14 protein-coding genes and 1 pseudogene are annotated in these 22959 nt (G+C 41.2%); 12 read left to right on the top strand and 3 right to left on the bottom strand.

The genetic code is table 11. The annotated features are described in order from the left end of the window. The first annotated feature begins 250 nt into the window (after positions 1–250). Complete coding sequence (locus IOD06_RS03985; RefSeq protein ID WP_194619267.1) at positions 251–3211, top strand: hypothetical protein; 2961 nt, start codon at positions 251–253, stop codon at positions 3209–3211. Between the two features lie 32 nt (positions 3212–3243). Continuing rightward, complete coding sequence (locus IOD06_RS03980) at positions 3244–5526, top strand: hypothetical protein (RefSeq protein ID WP_194619265.1); 2283 nt, start codon at positions 3244–3246, stop codon at positions 5524–5526. 159 nt (positions 5527–5685) lie between these two features. Here the strand turns inward: IOD06_RS03980 and IOD06_RS03975 are convergent. From IOD06_RS03975 to uvrA, 3 genes and pseudogenes are all read right to left on the bottom strand, one after another. After that, positions 5686–6114, bottom strand: a pseudogene (locus IOD06_RS03975) (ATP-binding cassette domain-containing protein); the annotation flags it as partial. 454 nt (positions 6115–6568) lie between these two features. Further along, positions 6569–8011 carry a hypothetical protein gene (locus tag IOD06_RS03970; protein WP_194619263.1) on the bottom strand — a complete coding sequence of 481 codons (1443 nt, stop codon included), beginning with the start codon at positions 8009–8011 and terminating at the stop codon, positions 6569–6571. Between the two features lie 377 nt (positions 8012–8388). Continuing rightward, complete coding sequence (gene uvrA, locus IOD06_RS03965; protein ID WP_194619261.1) at positions 8389–11295, bottom strand: excinuclease ABC subunit UvrA; 2907 nt, start codon at positions 11293–11295, stop codon at positions 8389–8391. 659 nt (positions 11296–11954) lie between these two features. Here uvrA and IOD06_RS03960 point away from each other — a divergent pair. The 10 genes from IOD06_RS03960 to gspD all read left to right on the top strand — a co-directional run bounded on the left by IOD06_RS03960 (position 11955) and on the right by gspD (position 22652). After that, positions 11955–13319, top strand: a complete 1365-nt coding sequence (locus tag IOD06_RS03960) for an MFS transporter (RefSeq protein ID WP_194619259.1) — start codon at positions 11955–11957, stop codon at positions 13317–13319. A gap of 132 nt (positions 13320–13451) precedes the next feature. Next, positions 13452–14054, top strand: a complete 603-nt coding sequence (locus IOD06_RS03955) for a DUF3833 domain-containing protein (protein WP_227669867.1) — start codon at positions 13452–13454, stop codon at positions 14052–14054. Between the two features lie 312 nt (positions 14055–14366). Then, complete coding sequence (gene ssb / locus IOD06_RS03950) at positions 14367–14990, top strand: single-stranded DNA-binding protein (RefSeq protein WP_010201344.1); 624 nt, start codon at positions 14367–14369, stop codon at positions 14988–14990. Positions 14991–15564: 574 nt separating this feature from the next. After that, positions 15565–16248 (top strand): hypothetical protein, encoded by a 684-nt coding sequence (locus IOD06_RS03945; RefSeq protein ID WP_194619257.1) that lies wholly within the window; start codon positions 15565–15567, stop codon positions 16246–16248. Between the two features lie 75 nt (positions 16249–16323). After that, the gene (locus IOD06_RS03940) at positions 16324–16842 is read left to right on the top strand and encodes a BLUF domain-containing protein (protein ID WP_194619255.1); all 519 of its coding nucleotides are present in this window, start codon (positions 16324–16326) and stop codon (positions 16840–16842) included. 52 nt (positions 16843–16894) lie between these two features. Next, on the top strand, positions 16895–17332 hold the full coding sequence (locus IOD06_RS03935; protein WP_189579874.1) for a BLUF domain-containing protein: 438 nt from the start codon (positions 16895–16897) through the stop codon (positions 17330–17332). A gap of 696 nt (positions 17333–18028) precedes the next feature. After that, on the top strand, positions 18029–18352 hold the full coding sequence (locus IOD06_RS03930; protein WP_189579877.1) for an H-NS family nucleoid-associated regulatory protein: 324 nt from the start codon (positions 18029–18031) through the stop codon (positions 18350–18352). A 206-nt stretch (positions 18353–18558) separates the two neighbouring features. After that, positions 18559–19374: a type II secretion system protein N gene (gspN, locus tag IOD06_RS03925; protein ID WP_194619253.1), complete on the top strand. Its 816-nt coding sequence runs from the start codon at positions 18559–18561 to the stop codon at positions 19372–19374. Beyond that, positions 19375–20265: a type II secretion system protein N gene (locus IOD06_RS03920; protein WP_189579882.1), complete on the top strand. Its 891-nt coding sequence runs from the start codon at positions 19375–19377 to the stop codon at positions 20263–20265. Positions 20266–20405: 140 nt separating this feature from the next. After that, positions 20406–22652 carry a type II secretion system secretin GspD gene (gspD, locus tag IOD06_RS03915; RefSeq protein ID WP_194619251.1) on the top strand — a complete coding sequence of 749 codons (2247 nt, stop codon included), beginning with the start codon at positions 20406–20408 and terminating at the stop codon, positions 22650–22652. Positions 22653–22959 lie beyond the last annotated feature (307 nt).

Genomic DNA, 22959 nt, shown 5'->3' with positions numbered 1-22959 from the left:
TAAGTAGTAATTTTGAGTTATCTTCATCTTAAAATATTTGATCTTACAAGCTTCACTTATCCCTTGGTTTGTAGAAGTCTAAGGTCAAATTCTAGTATAGTCAAATTGAAGAAAATACAAAATATATTGTGAATTTACAAGTGATGCGAGAATTCGTTATTTTAGTAAAAGAAATTTTTATTTTCTTTACATAAGTAATTATTAAGGATATGTTAATTATAAGTAATAAATACTTTTAAAAGGAATTAACATGCAACATTTAAGTAGGTTTTCGCAAACTCGTAATGTGGATCTTGGTTTGAGTGTTGGCATGGAAAATCGTGGTTGGGCACTACTGCACTCAAAAGAGGCCTCTTTTGAATATTCTCATTCAATTATTGATTTACTTTTTCGACCACAACAATCAAAGTATTTTGAAAGCTATTTTTCTAAGTTTCCTTTTGAATCAAAAGATATAGTAAATAAATTTGATAGTCTTTACGATGAGCTTGAAAAGTCGGTGAAAGAAAAATCTTATGATGACATCATCAAAGCAGCTACAGGTTTTCTTGAGAAAAACTCTATAAAGACTCCCTTCGAGCAAGGTAATTTTATAGCTAGAGTTAATGCCTTTTATACTCATAGACTATCTAGATCAAGCGAGTCAGAGCGCTCCAACTTCTTTCATAGCTTATCGCTAAAGGAACAGGAGCAGCACTTTTCTACCATAATGCAACGTGTTGATATCTTAAAAGCTCAATCGTTGGCTTTAGCCGCTACTGGAGACTTGTGGGATCATCCTGCAGATCCCATTTCACAAATAAGATCTGAAATAGCACTAACGCTACATGTGGCTCAAAAAAATCAAAAGGAAAGTTCACGAAAAGATCGAGTTTTTGATTTATCACAAGCTATGTCAATGGCGGCCTATTTACCAGCTTTTATATTCGACATTGATCCCTGCACATGGACTGCTGAACCAGAAAAGCCAACACAATCTGATTCTGCTGTGGCTAAAAATCCAAAAAATGGCAATAAAAAAACGATTGATGATTATTTCTTCCCAGCAGATCTAGAAGGAGATCCTAAATGTAGTTGCGATTGTGGAGATCCTGAATGTAAGCCCACAGATCCCTGTTGCGGAAAAATCAACTACTATATAACAGATGTGTTAGAGCTACGCGAAAAAACAGTAGCCTATATTCCATCGAGCCTTGCCTATATAGAGAACGTCGCTCCTGGTGAAACACGGGAAAGGGTGCATCAGTTTTCCAAAAATATCGAAGTATATAGTGAAGATGAAATAACGACTACACAGCTTGAAGAGCGTGATCATCAAGTTACAGATAGCTCTAAATTGCAAAAAGAAATCAAGAAACAAATGCAAGCCAGCCTTGATGTAGAAGCTAAGTTCAATGGTGGAAACTATTCAGTAAACACTAATGCAAGCGCCTCAAGAGATGTCGCTGAACAATCGGCTCGAGAAAAATTTAAAGAGATCGTAACTAAAGCCAAAGAAAGCATCGAAACAGAAAGTCGGTCTCTAAGAACACGTAGAGTGTCTACAGGGACATCCGAAGTGAACACCCATACTCAAACAGCAGGAGAAACAGCAGTAGTAGCTAAGTACTTCCATGTGTCCGACAAGAAGCAAGGTCAAGTATATTCTCATGGACTTCATTTAATGATGGATATTTTAATCCCAAGTCCCGCTCTTAGATTCAAAGAGTTGCAACGAAGAAAAGCCTCAGCAGCTTTTAAATTAGAAGCTCCGCGTAAACCTAATGTGACTTTAGAGAATATCGACCCAGCGAAACACAGCTCATACATTGAGTTTTATGAGCTGGCTGATGCTCCATCACCACCAATTGTTGCTGGTGATGTCTTTTACAAGACTTACCAAGGTAACGCTGGAGATATTATTAGTGTTAATGTGCCAGCAGGTTACAAAGCTACTAACATGATATTAGTTGACGGGGATATAAATCGGAGTGGTGCACATACTAAAGGTAGCATATCTTGTGAATTTGGTGGTGGAACAGTAACACTATGGAAAGCAGCTACAAACAAGCCACCTGACATTACAATGTCTTCTACTATAGCTCTAGAGGGCGTAGCAGTCGCCAACTTTACTGGTTTTCAAGCAAATGAAAAGTCATGGCTAAAAGTAAAAATAACCTTTACTCCCATTGCTGTAGATTTAGGTCCATGGAAGAATGACATGATTACTCTTATCATGGAAAACTATAAAGCAGAAATGCAAGCCTATGAAGACGCTCTAACCGAGCATGAAATGCAGTTTAAAGAAAAAGAACAAGAGATGCATCCTTTTACAGCCGAAGAGCATATTCGTATCCAAATGAAACAATCAGCCATTCATATGCTGTGTGAAAAGTTTGATGACGATGATGTGGTTAATCTAATGGCAGAGCCGTGTGGCTATCCTGAAATCAATAGAAAAGCAGCTACTAAAGCTACCAAACGTTGGCACTTTTTTGATCGAGCTTTTGACTGGAAGCGTGCAGAAATCATATTCTATGACTACTTTCGTAATCCGATGTGTAAATGGGCGGAGACCTTTGACCCAGATGAAAGTAACTTTATGCTTAAAGCCTTTAGTCGGGCAGGCTATGCACGAATACAAATCCCCGTTACTTTAGCTATGGAATATGATGTTCTCACTTATTTAAAAACAGGAAAAACTTGGGGTGGAAACGGTGAACCGCCTTCTGATCCTAGCGATCCCAGATACACGGCAGTTACATTTGAGCTTAAGCACTCTTATGACTGCTATCAAAACGATAGAGATGGTGTCATCACTGCCATTACGCGAACAGGTTCAACCACTAATGAAGTACTCGCCACAGACCAAGTATTGTTAGAAGGGTCAAATTTCTATCTTGATATTTTAGGCAATGTCTCTCATCAAGTCATTGACCTTGATAGAAATCATGAGATATTCATTAATGGAGTTGTATATCGCTTACTTGATATTGTTCAAGATCCAGCATCCTCTGCTCCTAACATCAATTGGATACTAACTTTAGATCGTATTTTAGAGAGTCCGATACTGGTAGATACCAGTGATCCGAGTTCGAGTTTGATTGAATACAAGCATGCCATTGGTGCCAAGTTTATAGGTGATAAGTTCTTCTTTGAATTACCAACTGATTTGATTTGGTTAGGTGATGGTAAAGATAATTGCCTTCCAGAGTATCCCATTGATTGTTAATGGGAGAGGGATATGACTAAAGGGATGAGTTGATGTATAACACTTCAAGAAACCATCGACCTCCTAATGGGAGTGAGTCAAAAAGTATAGATGAACCCTTACCAGTTATTCTTGCTGGGCCAATTGTTCGACGATGTGAATATGACTCAAGTAATGAAACTGCGACTGTTAATATATGGTTGGCTACGTCTAAAAACTTTGAAAGTATAACTATATCTGTTTCAAACGTATCCGCATCAGGATATCCAATAATGATAACTTCTGATACCAACTCTACGTTTCAAAATATCCAAATCAGTGACTATTTTTGGGTATGGATGTTAAAGGTAAAATTTAATACAGGTGTTGAAGAGCTTAATAACAACATAGTTAATGAAAACATCGAGAGTTATTTAAAAATAAAAAATGAGGAAAATCAGCCATCTATTATTATAAATAATCTAAAAATTTCACCAGAGTTTTCAAAAAGTATTCCTGATGAAAATTGGTTAAAAAAAACAATATCATTCTATCCAGATCCAAAACCTTTAGCATCTGAAACATTGTTTGCTTACGATATACATTTTTTATCTAAGAGCACCATTGTTGAAAGTGGAGAGAATCTAAGTAGCTATAAATTTGACTCTCTTGCTGGGGTTATGAATGGAGATATAAGCGCTATCACACTGGGAGAATTGGAACTTCCTATTTTTTCGGTTCAAATAGAAAACCAGTCATTAAAGTGCCTATTCGGATCTTGCCGTAAAGCTCATGGTCCAGGTAAAGATGCTTCTATAGGAATGGGGATAGAACTTGAACAGGCTCTGGATAGTGAAGATAAAGAGTTTCCTAATGCATTGTTTCTTACAGGTGATCAAATCTACGCTGATGATGTTCACAATAGTTTATTAGCTACAATAGAATCTTTGGTTGATAAATTAAATATAAAAAAGCATATTGAAGGTCCTGGGAGCCATGACAACAATAAAAAGGCTTACATATCAAAATTAGAGTTCGATAGAAAATCATATAGCGGACTGTCAGGTTTTACTTCCACAGATTCAGAAAATCATCTTCGTGATTTTGGAGAGTTTTCAGCTCTTTATCTTATAATGTGGAATTCAAATCTGTGGAATCAAAACTCTAAAATCAAAGATATTTTGAAGGATGCATATGAAGGAACCAAAAGCATCAGGCGCGTCCTTGCAAACGTTCCCACTTATATGATCATTGACGATCATGATGTAACGGATGATTTTTACTTTGATGACAAATGGAAAACTAAAGTTTTACAATCTGCTTCAGGAAGAAGGATAGTAAGCCATGCCCTTGCTAATTACTGGCTATTCCAAGCATGGGGTAACACTTTTGAGGGTATACCTGATAACTTTTCAGAAATGATTAATGGCTATACTATGGGAAATGAGTCAGAGCAATATGATTACGATAAAACATTTACCGAGTATCATGAATGGTCATTTATTGCCCCAACAGATCCTCCTGCCATATTTCTTAATACAAGAACACAGCGTAAATCAGAGAAAGAAGCTGAAGAAGAATATAGAGAAACAATTAGTGGTCCAATTCTGATCAATAATGCGGAATACAAAATATTAAACACACTTATGAATGATCAAATAGGTGATTTGAATAACAGGCCTATTGTTTTTGTCAGTCCATCTCCAATTCTAACGTTATCAGCTGTGGAAGCTGGAATAGATTTGGTAGTAAAAGATTCTCTAGCTGGAGACAAAGAAACATTTAATACTAATCCGCATACATTTCATCAATTTTTTCAGTTTATAAAAACGCTTAACCCATCACATCTTATTATAATTTCAGGGGATGTACATTACGCAACAATTGGGTATGGGGAACTTAGGAGTTTGGAGTCAGACTCAGAGATTTATATCTCACAGTTTACAAGTAGTGCTTTAAAAAATAAAATCGATCATTGGAAACCAAGATATGGACTTATGTTAACTGATAACCAAATAGGGTATCTACACGAACGCAATTACTACTATAAAAGGAATGGTGAAAAGATAGACCAGTGGAAATTTAACGAAAAGGAGACAGATACTGTATTTGCAGATTACAAGGAGAATATTTCTCATTTTTATAATGATTTAATAAGTGATTTTTCGCTAAAGTATGATTTTGTCAGTACTAATCAGTATGTTGAAAGTAGCTTTCATAATAAGGCCTACAAAAATAATAATTTTGGATACTTAGAAAAACTAGCATCGTCCACAAAAGTATCGGTCTCTATTCGAAATTCCAAAAATGAGGAATGCGTGACATTTGAAGGTGATACGGAGGAGTGGCCTATCTAAAAAGATAGCTTTAAGCTAATTGAATTATATAATTAGATAGTTAACTAAAAATATTGAGAGTTATTTATGAGACTGTATTAGGTTATATTCAACACAAAACAACCCAACAAAAAAGGCCACCCCTAAAGAGTAGCCTTTCAATTACTATCTAACTATTAGTTAGCTCACGTCTTTCATACCTTGCTCAAGCATCGGCTTTAAGAATATACCTGTATAGGATTCTTTGACTTCTGCTACTTCTTCAGGTGTACCTTCCGCGATGATCAGTCCGCCACCTTTACCACCTTCAGGGCCAAGATCAATCACCCAATCCGCCGTTTTGATGACATCCAAGTTATGCTCAATGACCACGATAGTATTACCTTTGTCGCGTAGGGCATGCAGGATATTGAGTAGCTTATCGATATCATGGAAATGCAGACCAGTGGTTGGCTCATCCAAGATATAGAGCATCTGTCCCGTATCACGTTTGGCAAGCTCACGCGCTAACTTAACACGCTGCGCTTCACCACCTGATAGCGTGGGTGCAGACTGACCCAAGCGAATATAGCTCAGACCAACATCCATGAGTGCTTGCAGGCGTTGATAACAAAGATAGTTTCAAGAGTAATTATTTGGAAGGGTTTCAACTTCTTTAATTAATAAGTCGCTAGACCTATCAGCTAGGTTGATAGTGAAAAAGTAGGTTGCTTCTTTTTGATAGTGCCTTCGATATTGCATGCTATTCTGAAAATGATAATTGTTAGCTGATATTACTTAATTTTGTTGGGTGTCGCAAGCTCCATCCAACCTACGAGCTAGCTTAGAACAAACATATGAAGTAACCGAGGCTATAGAGGATGACTATGCTATTTTTGAAGACCCAAGCATAATAAGTGTCAATGTCGTCGTAAGTATGCATTCTTAAGACAAATAATTAGTACATAAGTTGATCTGCGTTCAAAGTCGACGTTAAGAGTTAGCTGGTAGAACTTGTAGAAGAAGTAAGAGCTTCATTAAGAATAATGAAGCTCTTGATTATAAGTTAGCTTACTGAATAGATTTAATTGCTTGTAGAAGGGTACACAAGTGCTGATGTCTTGTTTGCTACCGTTTTTAACCATTCATCAAACCCTTTCTGGTTAATATATCCAGATTGAGTTTCATTAGCATAACCTACTCCATATCTACGACCATGAGCTGGTACACCATTGTCGTTTAAAGTAATCGCTGTATTGTAAGATTTATCCGTCACACTATCAAAAGATAATGCTGGGAACAATAAAATTCTCTTACCATTAATCACAGTTAAATATTCTGTGACTGCTTTACTTGGTCCAGTAGTATCAATATCTTTGGCACAGTTAGAGTCTAATGAATATAAGGTTGCTCCCAGCTGAGTATTATTAAATACAAGTCCCGTTCTACCGAAGCCTGACTCTGCTTTAAATGCGCAAACAACCTTTTCTGTCGTTGAATGAGCAGCGCGATAGGCTTCGATGTTTTGATAAGATGAATCATCATTTGATGTAGATGCTGCTTGTGACGAATAAACTTTGGCATCATCAAAATAGTAATATTCGCCCTCTGAGATTCCTGAATCAATTCTAAAGCTTTTAACAGAGCTGCTATAAGTTCCCGCATTAGGACGCTTGGGATCGATCAGAGTATTACTCAAGCTTTTGTCAGAAATACTGAATTTGTAAGTCGTATTATTTAAGTATTTAGCAGTAAATCCATCAGGAGTAGATGTCCAAATAGAATTTTCTGAATCGAATCTTTTAGTACTTAAGACACTACCATCTGAGTAAAGATCACCATAACCCATAAAACCAAATATTCGTTGTCTAGGATTTATACTCAAAGAGCTCCACTTTTTATCGACAGGTAAATACACCCAAGCGTCTTGATGGATCTTGTTATTTGAGTCTATCCACACACGAATAAAGCTAGGACAAGCTGTGTCACTAGAACTAGGGCAATTTACTTCATCACCAAGTAAATTAACAAGTTTTGGAAGATAAATACCGTTAGTAAGTGCAACCGCTCCTGAATTCGTATGTTTATACGGAAGCTTATTAGAATTTGATTCTACAAGATCGGGAATATTTACAGAAAGCGGTAGTTTAAAAGCTGGGGTCGGATCAGGCGTTGGTTTTGGATCAGGTGTTGGTTTTGGATCAGGTGTTGGTTTTGGATCAGGTGTTGGTTTTGGATCAGGTGTTGGTTTTGGATCAGGTGTTGGTTTTGGATCAGGTGTTGGTTTTGGATCAGGTGTTGGTTTTGGATCAGGTGTTGGTTTTGGATCAGGTGCTGGTTTTGGATCAGGTGCTGGTTTTGGATCAGGCGTTGGTTTTGGATCAGGCGTTGGTTCTGGATTAGGTGTTGGATTCTGTGTAGTAGTCTGAGTAGGCGTTGATGAAGAATCATCACCTCCACATGCAGTCAATAATAGTGTGCATGAAATAGCACTAATAGCTAGTGATAAACGTTTTTTCGAATTCATTATTTAAATGCCTAAAGTGAGTTTTCGCGTAATATAATGTAAACATTATGTCTAAAAAGTAAACATATGTAAATATTATCATAGTACTTAATCACTAACCACCTTTTTAGGAATTGTATGAAAAAGTGTATCAATTCATATTCGTCTTGTTTTGTACTGTTAAGGATGAATTAAAGACTTTGAAAGAAGACACTGGTAGTGCTCCGCTTTATATATCTTTAAATCGTTCAAATAAAAGAGAGTCACTAAAAAAATTAGCTCGCATACCAGTGACGTGGATACAATCAAATAGTAAGTTTAGTCTAATAAACCTAAAACCCAACAAAAAAGGCCACTCCCTAAAGAGCGACCTTTCATTAATTATTACCTAAGTTCTATTAGCTCACTTCTTTCATACCTTGCTCAAGCATCGGCTTTAAGAATATGCCCGTGTATGATTCTTTGACTTCTGCCACTTCCTCAGGCGTACCTTCCGCGATGATCAGTCCGCCACCTTTACCGCCTTCAGGGCCAAGATCAATCACCCAATCCGCCGTTTTAATGACGTCAAGATTGTGTTCGATGACCACGATAGTATTACCTTTGTCGCGTAGGGCATGCAGGATATTGAGCAGCTTATCGATATCATGGAAATGTAAACCAGTGGTTGGCTCATCCAAGATATACAGCGTCTGTCCCGTATCGCGTTTGGCCAGCTCACGCGCTAACTTAACACGCTGCGCTTCACCGCCAGATAGCGTCGGTGCAGACTGACCCAAGCGAATATAGCTTAGACCAACATCCATCAATGCTTGCAGGCGACGATAAATCGCTGGAATGGCTGAGAAGAACTCAGTGGCATCTTCAACCGTCATATCAAGCACGTCGGCGATGGTTTTGCCTTTATAGTGAATCTCTAAGGTCTCACGGTTATAGCGCTTGCCTTCACAGGTATCACACGGCACATACATATCCGGTAAGAAATGCATCTCAACTTTGATAAGACCATCACCTTGACACATCTCACAGCGTCCGCCTTTTACGTTGAAGCTAAAGCGACCGGCTTTATAACCACGGGCACGTGCTTCTTGGGTTTGTGCAAACATTTCACGTACTGGGGTAAACACGCCCGTATACGTTGCTGGGTTTGATCGCGGTGTACGACCAATCGGGCTTTGATCGATATCGACCATTTTATCCAAATGCTCAAGACCGCTGATGCTGTCATGCTTATCCGCGATGAGCGTCGAAGCATTGTTTAACTGAGTCGCGGCAAGTGGCATTAAAGTACGGTTAATCAAGGTCGATTTACCAGAACCTGAAACACCCGTGATACAGGTCATGATACCGATTGGTAAAGACAAATCAACATCGTGTAAGTTGTTACCAGATGCACCTTTTAGCTCAATGGTCATCGGTACTTTTTTCGGTTTGGCTTTACCTTTTTCCTCAACCTCTATCGTTTTGGCTTTATGACGAATCGCTGGAATCTCGATTCTTTTCTTACCAGACATATATTGTCCAGTCAGTGATTCTTTATTGGCCATGATGTCATCGACCGTACCTTGAGCGATGATATGACCGCCATGGACACCCGCGCCAACACCGATATCGATAACGTGATCCGCTTGGCGAATGGCGTCTTCATCGTGCTCAACGACCAATACCGTATTGCCCAAATCACGCAAGCGCGTTAAGGTTTTTAATAGACGATCATTATCGCGTTGATGCAGACCGATTGATGGCTCATCAAGTACATACATGACGCCCATTAGACCCGCGCCAATTTGGCTAGCAAGACGAATACGTTGTGCTTCACCGCCCGATAGCGTTTCAGCAGAGCGGGCAAGGGATAAATAATCAAGTCCGACACTGACAAGGAAGTTGAGACGTTCATTAATCTCTTTAAAGATTTTTTCCGCGACTTCACCTTTATGACCGCCAATTTTTAGCGTTTTATAATAGTCAGCCGCATCACCGATAGACATTTTGACGATTTCAGCAATGGTGTGCTCATCGACACGGACATTGCGTGAAATCTCATTGAGACGCGCACCATCACAGACGTTACAAGTGGTATCAGCCAAATATTTGGCTAGCTCGTCACGGACGAGATTGCTTTGCGTTTTAGCATAACGACGCTCTAGATAAGGCAGTACACCTTCAAATGGTACGGTCTTGTTAGTCTTGCGACCGCGCTCATCGGTAAAGTTAAAGGTCAGCTTTTCTTTACCAGAGCCATTCATAATAAGGTCTTGCTGAGCGTTTGGCAGATCTTGCCACGGGGCATCCATGTCAATTTTAAAGTGCTTGCAGACAGTAGAGAGCAAACCAAAGTAATAAGCGTGACGCTTATCCCAACCATTGATGGCACCTTGATTAAGCGATTTTTCATGATGGGTAATCAGTTTCTCAGCAGAGAAATACTGACGTTTGCCGAGACCATCACAGCTTGGGCAAGCACCATACGGATTGTTAAAACTGAACATGCGCGGCTCAAGCTCAGAGACGGCACGATCACAAACAGGGCAAGAATGCTTGGCTGACATCACTTGGTTTTCATCACCGCCTTCTTTTGGATTGCCATCCATAAAGTGTAGCGTCACCAAACCTTGACCTAAGCGCAGAGCAGTCTCCAAACTTTCAGCGACGCGGTTACCCAAGTCATCACGAACTTTAAAACGATCGACAACCACTTCGATGGTATGCTTTTTCTTTTTATCCAGTGTCGGCAGCTCATCAGTGTCATAGACATCACCGTCGACGCGCACACGTACAAATCCTTGACCGATCAATTGCTCAAGCAATACCGTATGCTCGCCTTTACGCTCACGAATGACGGGTGCCAAAATCATGATTTTGGTGTCATCTGGTAGTGCCATGACTTGATCAACCATCTCAGTCACTGACTGCGCGACCATTGGCTCGCCATGCTCAGGGCAAAACGGCGTACCAATACGCGCATACAGCAGGCGCAGATAGTCATAAATTTCGGTAATCGTCCCGACCGTAGAGCGCGGGTTATGGTTGGTTGATTTCTGCTCGATAGCAATCGCAGGGGAGAGACCCTCGATACTATCGACGTCAGGCTTCTCCATTTGCGAGAGGAACTGACGCGCATACGCCGACAAGCTCTCGACGTAACGACGTTGCCCTTCGGCATACAAGGTATCGAATGCCAATGAAGATTTACCAGAACCTGATAAGCCGGTAATGACCACGAATTTATCTCGTGGAATGTCTAAATCGACATTTTTTAAATTATGAGTACGTGCGCCGCGTATTGCGATATGGTCATGTGCCATCGGTGATAGGTTTCCTATTTGCTAAAATGGTATTTAAAAAAGATGGTCGTCGTTCAATAATAATATAGGTAACTAATATGAGTAACTAATATGAGTAACTAATGACTATGGGTAACTTAGGGTGAGTTTATGGGTTAAACAAAAGCGTGGATAGTTCTCAAATGCATATCGTTTGATAAAAGTTAAGCGTTGTATCGAACAATATAAATGACTGTTTTTATTTTGTGCTTTGTTTTTGACTTTAATAAGCAAATCTAAATCAAATCAGTGTTAACTAATAGGGAGGGTTTGTTATAAATTTATCCAAGCTGTATCAGTACAAGCTGTGTCAGCTTAGGGTATGTCTTTTTATCAGGACATGCGTCATAAGTGCTGTTTAGGCAACAATGTCTGCGCTGCCTTGTTTTATTGTCATGATGGAGGGATTATTCAAGGTATGGTGACCCATCAGATGCACTTGGTAACAAAATTATGGTGTCACTCCTACAGGTAAGTGCAGGAATGGTCAAAGGAAGCGTAAAAAGACAAAAGTCTCGGCAACCTGATGGCGAATGTCTTATACTAGTGGGCTTAATTTATAGCTAAAGCCTTGATAGAGTCACAATAGTATAAGCAGCGCAGTAGTGACAAATCAGCAATGACGAACCAGTGAGGCAAGTATGAATAGCGTAGAAAAACGGGCAATTCTCGGGGTCGGTGGTATATTTGCCTTGCGGATGATTGGTTTGTTTATGATTGTGCCCGTGTTTTCTGTGTATGGCGACAATTATGCGCATGCGACACCGTTTCTAATTGGCTTAGCGGTCGGTATTTATGGGCTAGGGCAAGCAATCTTTCAGATACCGATGAGTCTTGCTGCTGATAAGTTTCCACGTAAGCCGATTATCTTTTTGGGTCTGGTGCTATTTGCTCTTGGCGGTATCATCGCTGCCAATGCCACGGATATTTATGAAGTTATTATCGGTCGGGCGCTGGCAGGTAGTGGCGCGGTCTCTGCGGTATTGATGGCGCTACTCGCTGATGTAACGCGCGAAGAAATGCGCACCAAAGCGATGGCCACGATGGGCTTGACCATTGCGACCTCTATCATGTTGGCATTTGCTTTTGGTCCGCTATTGGTCGGTTCGCTTGGTATCTCTGGGTTGTTTTGGTTGACCTCAGGGTTTGCTATTCTAGCAATGCTGCTGCTTTTTTTCGTACCGACGCCGCTACGAGTGCTCAAGCATAATTTAGATAATAAATCGATTGGTCAGCAGTTAGCGACGGTACTAAAAATCGGCGATTTAAACCGCTTACATATCGGTATCTTTGCGCTACATCTGACCATGACGGCGATATTTGTCATATTGCCGCATCAGCTCAATGACGTGATGGGTCTATCGGTACGCCAGCAGGGTTTAGTCTATTTGCCATTGCTATTTATTGGCTTTGCCGTCGCGATTCCTTTTATTATCATTGCCGAAAAGAAACGCAAAATGCGCCAAGTATTCTTGGGTGCGATTGCCTTGATGACCGTCGCCTTAGCAGTGCTAGCATTGGGTAGTCAGGTCGGCATCGGTATTATTTTAGGATTGCTGCTGTACTTTATGGGCTTTAACTTGCTTGAAGCAACGATTCCTTCGTGGATATCCAAGCGCGCACCAGTTGCCAATAAAGCCACGGCTATGGGGCTGAATTCTTCCAGTCAGTTCTTTGGTGCATTTGTGGGCGGGGCAATGGGTGGCTTGCTATTGAGTCAGCCTAATCTGCTGGCGTGGGGAATATTGGCTATCATTATGGGCATTTCGTTGCTGCTTATTATCCCAATTGCTGATCCACCGTATTTATCAAGTACGACCGTTACGATTCCCAAAAACATCAACATACAAGATTGGTCGCGGCAAGTGCTAGCAGTAGACGGCGTTGATGAACTGGTGGTCATGGCAAAAGAACAAGTGGCTTATTTAAAGCTGGATAAGACCCAGTTGACAGAGGATTCACGGCAGCAGCTATCGAGCTTGGCGCAAAGTCCATTAGATCTTTAATAGATTAACTATGCAACAATCTAAAGGTTATAGAAATAAGCCTAAATGGGCAAAACTGAGTAGACAATAACCGCGTAGACAGACCCTAATAAGTGAAAACTAAAAATTCATCTCTGTTTAAAAGGAATTAATATGAGTCAGTTTAAAATGCTGTTGAATGGTGCTTTTTTTGGTAAAGATGTTGCTCCCCGAGCAATGGTCAAACTGGCGATAGGTTTTGGGCTATCTGCCACGCTTTTGACCTCTGGCTGCGCCACCCAAAATATTCAGGCTTATCAAAACACCACACCAACGCTCGATATGCATGAATTTTTCTCCGGTCAGATTGATGGCTGGGGCATGTTTCAAGGTCGCAATGGCGAGGTCAAAAAACGCTTTTACGTCGATATTGATGCCACTCATGAAGGCGATAACGTCATTGTATTGGATGAAAATTTTGACTGGGCGGATGGCACAAAATCGCAGCGTATATGGCGACTGACCAAGCAAATGGATGGCAGTTGGAAAGGTACGGCAGGTGATGTCATTGGCGAGGCGACAGGGGAAGTGGTTGGCAATACCTTGCATTGGAATTACGTATTAGAGTTGCCCGTTGAGGACAAGACTTACAAAGTGAATTTTGATGATTGGATGTATCTTATTAATGACGATGTCATGCTCAATCGTTCAGTCATGAAAAAGTTTGGCGTAGAGCTGGGTAGCGTTACTCTCAGTATGCATCGTAATAATAAATAATCGTTGGCATTACTGATATTTTATGGTGTTTTTCAGGGCTCTAAGGAGTCCTTTCTACTTATAATCCTCGCTAAGATGTTGATACTTCAAAATAATGAATAGTATGGCACAGAGGGAAGTTGATTTTTAATAGTGATAAAAACAAAGCCTCAACACTGCACGACGTAGCATGTCGTTTGCTGTATACAGTGACTAGATATTTTAAAAGAAAATAGTTAAAGTAAAGCCATATTACTGATAGAATTAATGGTTTATATTAAAGACTCGATTAAAGCTCGTAATTAAATTATTCATAAGTAAGAGGACGGAACTATGCGCGGAGTTAATAAAGTTATCATCATCGGTAACCTTGGAGCAGACCCTGAGGCACGTCAATTTAGTAACGGCGGTAGCGTGACCAATATCTCGGTTGCGACGTCAGAGCAGTGGACAGACAAGCAAAGCGGTGAAAAGAAAGAAGCCACCGAATGGCATCGTATTTCACTCTTTAATCGTCTAGGCGAAATCGCCGCGCAGTATCTGCGTAAAGGCAGTAAGGTCTATATCGAAGGCAGTTTGCGTACCCGCAAATATCAAGATCCCAATGGTCAAGACCGCTATATTACTGAGATTCGCGCTGAGCAAATGCAAATGCTGGATGGCGCAACGGGTGGTCAGGATAATGGCGGCTTCAGTAATAATAACCAAGGTGGCCAAAATCAAGGCTATGGCAACCAAGGCGGTCAAAGTAACCAGAATAATTTTGGTCAGCAAGCAAACAATCAGCCTGCTCAGCAAGGTGGTTACAACCAATCTAGCGGTGGTCAAAACAGCTTTAACAATAATCAAGGTGCACCTGCTCAGCAGAATCAGTTTAATCAACCTGCTCAAAAGCCTGCACAATCAAAGCCGACAGCAATGCCAGATGGTCCTGTCGATGATGATATTCCATTCTAGGATATACCTTAGAGGAATACGTAAATAAAGAATGTTGATTAAGTTAGATAGAGCCTATAAAAATAGGCTCTTTTTTTATGGAGAAAATAAAGTAAGCGTAAATAGTTAATGAAGAAAATACTTATAATTTTAGCAATTACTTTATTGCTCTCGATAATGTTATACAGCATAAAAAAGTGAATTTGAAATACGATAGAATAAGAAAAATTCCTCATTTCTGTTAGCTATTTATCTGCTTGTTTATCATATCAACCATATCTATAAACGAAATTATTCATGGTCATTTTTATATTTTTTTCGCTAGAAATTATTAAAATGACCACTTATATCCTATATCAACCGTTCATTCTATTAGATTTTACTAATGCTAACGCTTCATTAAATGTGTTGATATAATAAAAAGTCGCCAATGATTTAGCAAAAATTACACCTTAAATCTTTTAAAAAAAATGGTTTTGAAAGAATTTATAAAAGTTCAAGGTAGGGTGGATTTATAGCCCAAAGTATCAAAAATTATTTAAGCAGCACCGTATTGTGGTCGTGTTTGCTTAAGTATCAGCGTTAGGTTTATCAGATGAATAATAGCGATGTATTTCGAAAAAGTGACTTGGGTCGAGAAGAAATTAAGACGCAAAGTCTAGGTGTGTTGCCGCGAGAGGCGAGAACATTGTTAATCATGATTGATGGCAAAAAGACTTATCAACAATATCTTGATTCGCTTGATAACAGTAAGATGTTCGCTGAGTTTGGCGGGATAGCACCTCTGTTTGAGTTGTTACAAGAGTTTCAGTGTATTGAGTTGATAGCAGATGATAATGCCAGCGTTGCAAGTCAATCGTATGTAACCCCGCAACCAGCGGCACCACGTACTGTCACTGAGCAGCAAGTGGCTGAAATACAGCCCACGACGCGAGCAAACGAAGACAGCAAAGCACTTCAGCCTCAATCCATTCAATCGCAGAGCAATAGTGCCGCTGAGTTTGATGCTACCTTTAACGATAAGCCAAAAAAGACAGCTTCTTTTACTGGCTATTTTAAGCGCAAAGCCGCTGATGTTAATTTTGAGACATTAAAGTCAGAATTGGCGACTTATATCGAAAAAAATGCACCATCTGAAGATGTATGGGGCTACCTGCTAAATCTGGAGCAGTGTACTGATGCCCCGCAATTATTGGCTCTCATACAAAAGATCCAGCGCTCTACCAGTGGTGGTTTATCGCAGGGTGTGGGTGAGTTTTCCAAAAGAATCAAACTCTAAATTTTACTCACTTATCGTAGCGATGCATTTGGCTATTGCTTACAAGAAAATCTAAATAATTTATCGGAGTGCGTTATGGACGTCGCTGAGCTGTCAGAAAAGAACCAGTCAAATATGCTACATGGCGAGCATATTATTACACGTTTGACCTATATTAGCCGTTATAACAAAGACAACCCTAATGGGGAGGTCACGCGTATCCTAGCGCAAGCGCAACAGAATAATGAGCATAATGGCATTACGGGTGCATTGGTATTCAATCACAATTACTTTCTTCAAAGCATTGAAGGAGCGAGACCTGTCATTAATGAGCTATTACGCAAGCTTGTAAAAGACGAGCGGCATTTTTCCTTACAGATTATTGAATGTCGCGAGATTGAGCAGCGCCACTGGAATAAGTGGTCGATGAAATATCTTATCCCAAGTGATGAGAATAAAGGACTGGCGCTTAAATTTTCGACAAGCACTCAGTTCAATCCTTATCTGATGAGCGCCAACCAAATCATGATGCTGATTGATACATTGTCAGAACTTCAAGAGCAAGAAGAAAAAGAGGCTTCTGCCAAGAAGAAGTCTTGGTTTGCTATCAGTTAATTGACGTTTATAAAGGTGCCAACACCCTATCACATTGCATAAGAGACCAGAGATGACATCATCAACTTCAGATGCGCATATTTTAATGAGTATGACGTACGTGAGCCGTGCAAACCCAGACGTATCAGCGAAAGACTTTAATGAGATTTTGCAGCAAGCCCAAGCCAATAATGCGGCAAATGGCATCACGGGTATGTTGACCTTTAATAAAGACTATTTTTTACAAACGGTCGAAGGACCTAGAGCACAGATTAATCGTTTATTGTACGCTCTCATTGCCGATCAGCGTCATCACGATTTACAGGTGATTGAAACACGCGAGCTCAAGCATAGAAAATGGGCAAAATGGTCAATGAACTATGCTTCTCCAACCGAATCTAACGCCGCGATTTATCTCAAATACTCTACGACAGTTGATTTCAATCCGTATTTATTAAGTGCCGAATCCGCTCTTGATTTGATGACTGAGCTTAGCGCACAACGGGCTTAGTCTGTTGAATTAACATCGAATAATAAGCAGTATGTCACTTAAGTAATATGACAATTAAGCAGTTCAAAATAAAAGAGGGACATTAAAAATGGCGTTCTGCTGATATAAATTTTTCTCGCCTTCCTAAGTCGTGTCCTCGATTTGAACAGAAGCGACTATCTGAAGGTTTATTGTTTATAGCATTAATACGCTTACCTGTATTGAGTGGATTGACTAATGTTGTTTAATTACTGCTTTTTATAATATTATTACTTACCGGATTTATTCCTAAGTTGGTCCAAATAAAGGTTTTTTAAGTGGATAAAAGATATAGCATTAAATTAGGCTAATTATTGGCTATTTCGTATGATATAGTCCGATGACTATAAAGTTATTACGATGGTTATTTTGGTGACTGTGTTGACATAAAACTTATGATTGGTTTTATTGTATTGATATTGTTGCATATTGACTACAAAGTTCATTAATTCCCTATTGTTATGAATACTGTTTTTGTTTATATTGTCCCTACTTATTAATGCCACTGGTAATAGCTTATCAACGTCACTAATAATAACGTTTTGATAAGCAATAAATGAAATTGACTATTAAATTTCGTATTACTACTTATTATTTGTGAATTGGCACTCTTTAGCGCTTAATAAATAGTATTATATTTATTAGGTTTATATCCCTTATATAAAAGTTGAATTTATTATGAACAACAATACTGCCCTTGATTTAGACAGCTTAAACGTCGATGAGCTACGTGCCATCACTGAAAACGCCCAACAGTTAATTGCCAAAAAGCAACATCAGCGTTTGTATGATGCTTATATGCAGTTTGAAAAAATTGCCGAAGAGAGTAATAGCACCATCGAAGAGATTTTAAAGGCTGGTGAGACGTTAGAGAAAAAGCGTAACATCAAGTATCGCAACACCGATAATAATGAAGAAACATGGACGGGTCGCGGTCGCAAGCCACTATGGTTGGTTGATGCGCTAGCAGCAGGTCGTGACATTGAAGATTTCGCTATTTAATCTGTCAAGATTCGAATAGCAATGCTAGGCATTACTTTGTCCTTATGACTTTCATAACGATTGAGTCAAAAGTGCATTAGTAGACAGAAGTCAGTATCTTTATTGCCAATATTTTGGTAAAAAGATACTGGCTTTTTTTCTGTCATCTGTATGCTATTGTTTGTTATGATAATGACGTTTTTACCTTATATAAGAGTTGTGTAACCGTGGCCCAAGTCTCTGCGTCGTCTCATAAGCGTCCCCGTAAGCTGTGGTGGCTATTTGGGTTTATATTATTTGCGCTATTTGCCTTATTGCAAATGCCTGCGTCGTGGCTACTTGAAAAATATGCACCTAATAATCCTTATGTGCAGCACGTGTCGGGCAACTTATGGCAAGGCTCAGCGATTTGGCAGCTGCCTTTGTCAGCAACGCCATTGACAGGTGCGGCGAATTGGTCGTGGCAGCCGTGGCAATTATTTTTGGGTAAGTTGGGTGCAGAAGTCGATATCACGACAGAGCAGACCAGATTAAACGGTCAAATAAAGCTTGGCACCAGCGCATGGCAGATTGATGATATGAGCGGCAAGATTGCGCCGGAAACATTGGCCAGTGTGGTCGATTGGCAGCTGCCCAATACACCGATTCAAGTCAATGCGGTATCGTTAAAACGGCAGACCGGTTCGGATAATGACTCCAATAAAAAGTCCTCTGGTTTCAGTGAGGCCGATGGTCAGTTGACTTGGGTCGGCGGTGAAGTAGGTTATCCGAGTGGCGGTAAGGTTTTTTATATCACTATGCCAGCGATGCGTGCCGAGCTTAGTACGGAACAAAAAAATGATAAAAATCTGCTGCACGTTAATTTATTAAATAATCAAGATAAGCGCTTAGGGGATCTGTATGTCGATGGCGATAATATGCTAGATGTTAGCTTGACCCAGCGTTTATTAGAAAATATGCCTGAATACAAAGGACAAGCCCCGCAAGATACGCCCGTTGTCAGTGTGCGCCAGCCATTGTTAGCCGGTTTGGGGACGCGCTAGATGTCTACTGCTACCTTAAAACCCATCATCAATGTTCTCAATCGCTGCGCTGGTTGGCTGCTACTATTAGCAATTGCTTGGCTGTGCTGGACGGCGGCACGGCTATTGTGGTTGTTGCTAGCTGCGCCTTTGGCACCAGCTTTACCGCTAGCTCCTCTACAAAACGCCAATACATCTGGCGATGATTACAGTGGTCTGTTTGCCATTTTTGCTGACCCCGATCCTGTCGCTGCGGCGGTACAGCCACCCCCTAATATTGGCTTAAAAGGGGTTTTGTTAGCCGTGCCAGAGAGCATGTCGTCCGCCTTATTAGACGTCAATGGCGAGGTCAAAAACTATCGCATCGGTGACAGTCTAAAAGACAGTGACTATACTCTGATCGCTGTCGACTGGAATGCCGTTATCATCGCCGATGCCCGTGATCAGCAAACGGTCATTAGAATGGCAGAGGCGATGGCACTCGACCAAAGCGATATGCTAGCAGGTGCCGTCAGCAATCAGCGTTTGCCAAACAGCAACGCATTGCCCAGTGCTCCAATGCCAGCACAAGATAATACTGAGTCCACAGCAGAGACGACTCCTGAGAGCAGTCCGCAATCTGCTATTGATGAGGCCATCACGTCACTGAAAGAAAATCCAGCCAGTTATCTGAGCAGGATGGGTGTCATGGCCTCAGGCGAAAACTATCAGGTAACGGCAGCGATGCCTTCAAAACTACGCAATCGTCTAGGGCTAGAGCCAGGTGATCAGGTCTTGACCGTTAATGGTCAAAGTGTGGGCAATAATCCTAGCCAAGATGCTGGTATCCTGCAACAAGTACAGCAAGCAGGCGAAGCACAAATAGAAGTCAAACGTGGCGAGCAAGTGATTACGATTCGCCAGCAATTTTAGGCAAGCAATGTTTTAGTAAGCTCTTTCTTATTAGGCCGTTTTAAGTAAATAATGACCATCTGGTTGGGGCTATGGTAGCAACACGCCAGCTGACAATATTCAGTACATACTAAGCGACATCACTGTAGGTAATTATCAATATGGTACGTTCTCATAAATTTTCAGTCACGCCTTTGCACCATACCTTACAGCGCTTGATGCGCCTATGCCGTCCTCTTTGCCTAGCCATACCGCTATGGGCGGCCAGTACAGGTCTTGTTAGTGCTGAGAGTTGGAAAGTCAACTTGCAAGATGCCGATATCAAAGCCTTTATCAACGAAGTGGCGACCATTACCGATCAAAACTTTGTCCTTGATCCACGTATCAATGGCAATGTGACGGTCATCTCCAATAAAGCTTTGTCTCGTGATGAGATTTATCAGCTGTTTTTGAGTGTGATGCAAGTCAATGGTATTGCCGCGATTGACTCAGGTACAACTGTTAAACTGGTGCCAGACAATGTCGCCAAGCAGTCTGGTGTGGCCGTCGATTTGCGCGGTGATAGTGTCGGTGAAGCACTGGCAACTCGGGTCATTTATTTAACCAATACTCAAGCGGCAGAGGTGTTGGGAGTCATACGACCACTCATGCCACAGTCTGCCCATGCTGCTGCTGTGCCTGGTGTTAATGCGTTGGTATTGTCAGATCGCGCTGATAGCTTGAATCAATTAACCGCGCTCATCCGTGACTTAGACAGCAACGTTAATGACAGTTTACAAGTGATACCGCTACGACATGTCGATGCAGAGCGTATGATGGAGCTGATCAGTGCTTTGGTGGCGAGTGCCGGTAGTGGGCAAGCACAAGGGGGCAATAATCAGCTTAAAGTCATCGCCGATACGTCCAGTGATAGGCTGCTGGTCAAAGGCAGCCCTGAGATGATCGCCAAAGTCCAAGAAATGGTCAATCAGTTGGATACCACGCCTACAAGACGCCTGAGTGGTTTGCGGGTTTTTCGATTGAAGTATGCCAGTGCTGGTCATATTGCAGATATGCTACGTGGCTTGCTAGCCAATCAATCTATCAATAGCGCTGGCGCGACCTCGACATTAGAGGCCGCCTCGCTAAATGATGCAAGTACGACAGGTGCATCGATTAATGGTGCAGCCAGTGATAGCATTGGTAATAGCAGTACAGCAGTAGTGCCTGCTAGCAGCGCAAGTGGAACGAGTACGGGGGTGGGCGGTCGGCCGTTCAGTATCATCGCTGATGAAACGCAAAATGCTGTGATCGTCAATGCCGCACCCGAGCTGATGTTTGAGATTGAAGACGCGGTTAGCCAATTAGACAGTCGCCGTGCACAAGTATTGATTCAAGCCGCTATTGTCGAAGTATCGGGCGATGATGCGACCCAGCTGGGTGTGCAGTGGGCGCTGGGTAATGCCAACAGTGGTTATGGAGTAGTAAACTTCAACAATGTTGGTGCTAGTGCGACAACCCTTGCGGCTGCCGCCTTAGCAGGTACTGGTACGGCAGGTATCAGCGCTGCTGCCAGCTCTATCGCTGGTGCTTTGATAGGGATTGGAGACAGTCGAAAAGACAGTCAGGGTAATACTGAGTTTTATGGTGCCATCTTACAAGCACTGGATTCTTCCACCAGTGCCAATCTACTGTCCATGCCGTCAATTTTGACATTGGACAATGAGAAGGCGAGTATTTTGGTTGGTCAAAACGTGCCTTTTGTGACTGGCTCTTTTACCACCAGTGGCAACAATTCAAACAATCCATTTCAAACGATTGATCGCCAAGATATTGGTATTAATCTCAATGTCATTCCGCATATTGGTGATAATGGCACAGTACGCTTGGAGGTATCGCAAGAAGTATCGTCAGTCGTGCCAGGTAGTACGGGTAATGCCAGTGGTTTGATTACCAATAAGAGCCTCATCAACACGACTATTCTAGCCGATGATCAACAGACCATCGCTCTAGGCGGTTTGATGCGCGATAACACCACGACGCGCCAACAAAAAGTGCCTGGTTTGGGCAATGTACCCTTTATTGGTCGATTGTTTCGTTCTGACAATGACAACACGCAAAAAAGCAACTTAATCATCTTTCTACAGCCGACTATCCTACGCGATGGCGGTGCAGTGGCGAGTGTGACTGAACGCAAGTTCAACCAAATGCGTGTCCTACAGCTGGTCATTGACAAAAACGGGACGATTAAGCAGTTGCCCTTAAGTGGGACAGAAGGCTGGGATGGCAATGTCGATGCAGATTACGAATTGATGCCACTCAATCCGCTCGTACCGAGGCGCAATCAAACACCAAAAGCTACGTCACAAGGTTTTACTAAAGTAGATAGTCCAAGTAGTGGTATCACGACTTATCCTCTCAAGCGTTAAACGCAAGCTCAATCAAGCTATCGTATCGTGCGGTTTTATTGAAAATATGACACCGTACATAAGCTTGCGTATTCATAACACAGATAAACACAGCCATTACTATATCCCAGTATACTAAGTAATTTAGATATACCGAATATTGATAAAATAACGTTTTAGTGCACTCTAAAAGACAAACAAGCTGTAAAGGGGTGGAGGTGATGGCGCATCGTATTAGCAAAAAAAAATGGCTTATGTTAAGCGCAGTTGGTACGGCTTTATTACTAATACCGCGTCGTAGCAGCCGCCAAACAGGTAACAGTCGACA

The sequence above is a fragment of the Psychrobacter sp. N25K4-3-2 genome, assembly GCF_015351755.1.
In the GTDB taxonomy this organism is placed as follows: domain Bacteria; phylum Pseudomonadota; class Gammaproteobacteria; order Pseudomonadales; family Moraxellaceae; genus Psychrobacter; species Psychrobacter glaciei.
The sequence above is the reverse complement of the archived record's forward strand: the minus strand, read 5'-3'. Positions and strand labels throughout refer to the sequence as shown.

Excerpts from the sequence above, each read along its gene's own strand:
- IOD06_RS03985 (WP_194619267.1), top strand. The coding sequence starts at position 251 with ATGCAACATTTAAGTAGGTTTTCGCAAACTCGTAATGTGGATCTTGGT.
- IOD06_RS03980 (WP_194619265.1), top strand. The coding sequence starts at position 3,244 with ATGTATAACACTTCAAGAAACCATCGACCTCCTAATGGGAGTGAGTCA.
- IOD06_RS03970 (WP_194619263.1), bottom strand. The coding sequence starts at position 8,011 with ATGAATTCGAAAAAACGTTTATCACTAGCTATTAGTGCTATTTCATGC.
- uvrA (WP_194619261.1), bottom strand. The coding sequence starts at position 11,295 with ATGGCACATGACCATATCGCAATACGCGGCGCACGTACTCATAATTTA.
- IOD06_RS03960 (WP_194619259.1), top strand. The coding sequence starts at position 11,955 with ATGAATAGCGTAGAAAAACGGGCAATTCTCGGGGTCGGTGGTATATTT.
- IOD06_RS03955 (WP_227669867.1), top strand. The coding sequence starts at position 13,452 with ATGAGTCAGTTTAAAATGCTGTTGAATGGTGCTTTTTTTGGTAAAGAT.
- ssb (WP_010201344.1), top strand. The coding sequence starts at position 14,367 with ATGCGCGGAGTTAATAAAGTTATCATCATCGGTAACCTTGGAGCAGAC.
- IOD06_RS03945 (WP_194619257.1), top strand. The coding sequence starts at position 15,565 with ATGAATAATAGCGATGTATTTCGAAAAAGTGACTTGGGTCGAGAAGAA.
- IOD06_RS03940 (WP_194619255.1), top strand. The coding sequence starts at position 16,324 with ATGGACGTCGCTGAGCTGTCAGAAAAGAACCAGTCAAATATGCTACAT.
- IOD06_RS03935 (WP_189579874.1), top strand. The coding sequence starts at position 16,895 with ATGACATCATCAACTTCAGATGCGCATATTTTAATGAGTATGACGTAC.
- IOD06_RS03930 (WP_189579877.1), top strand. The coding sequence starts at position 18,029 with ATGAACAACAATACTGCCCTTGATTTAGACAGCTTAAACGTCGATGAG.
- IOD06_RS03920 (WP_189579882.1), top strand. The coding sequence starts at position 19,375 with ATGTCTACTGCTACCTTAAAACCCATCATCAATGTTCTCAATCGCTGC.
- gspD (WP_194619251.1), top strand. The coding sequence starts at position 20,406 with ATGGTACGTTCTCATAAATTTTCAGTCACGCCTTTGCACCATACCTTA.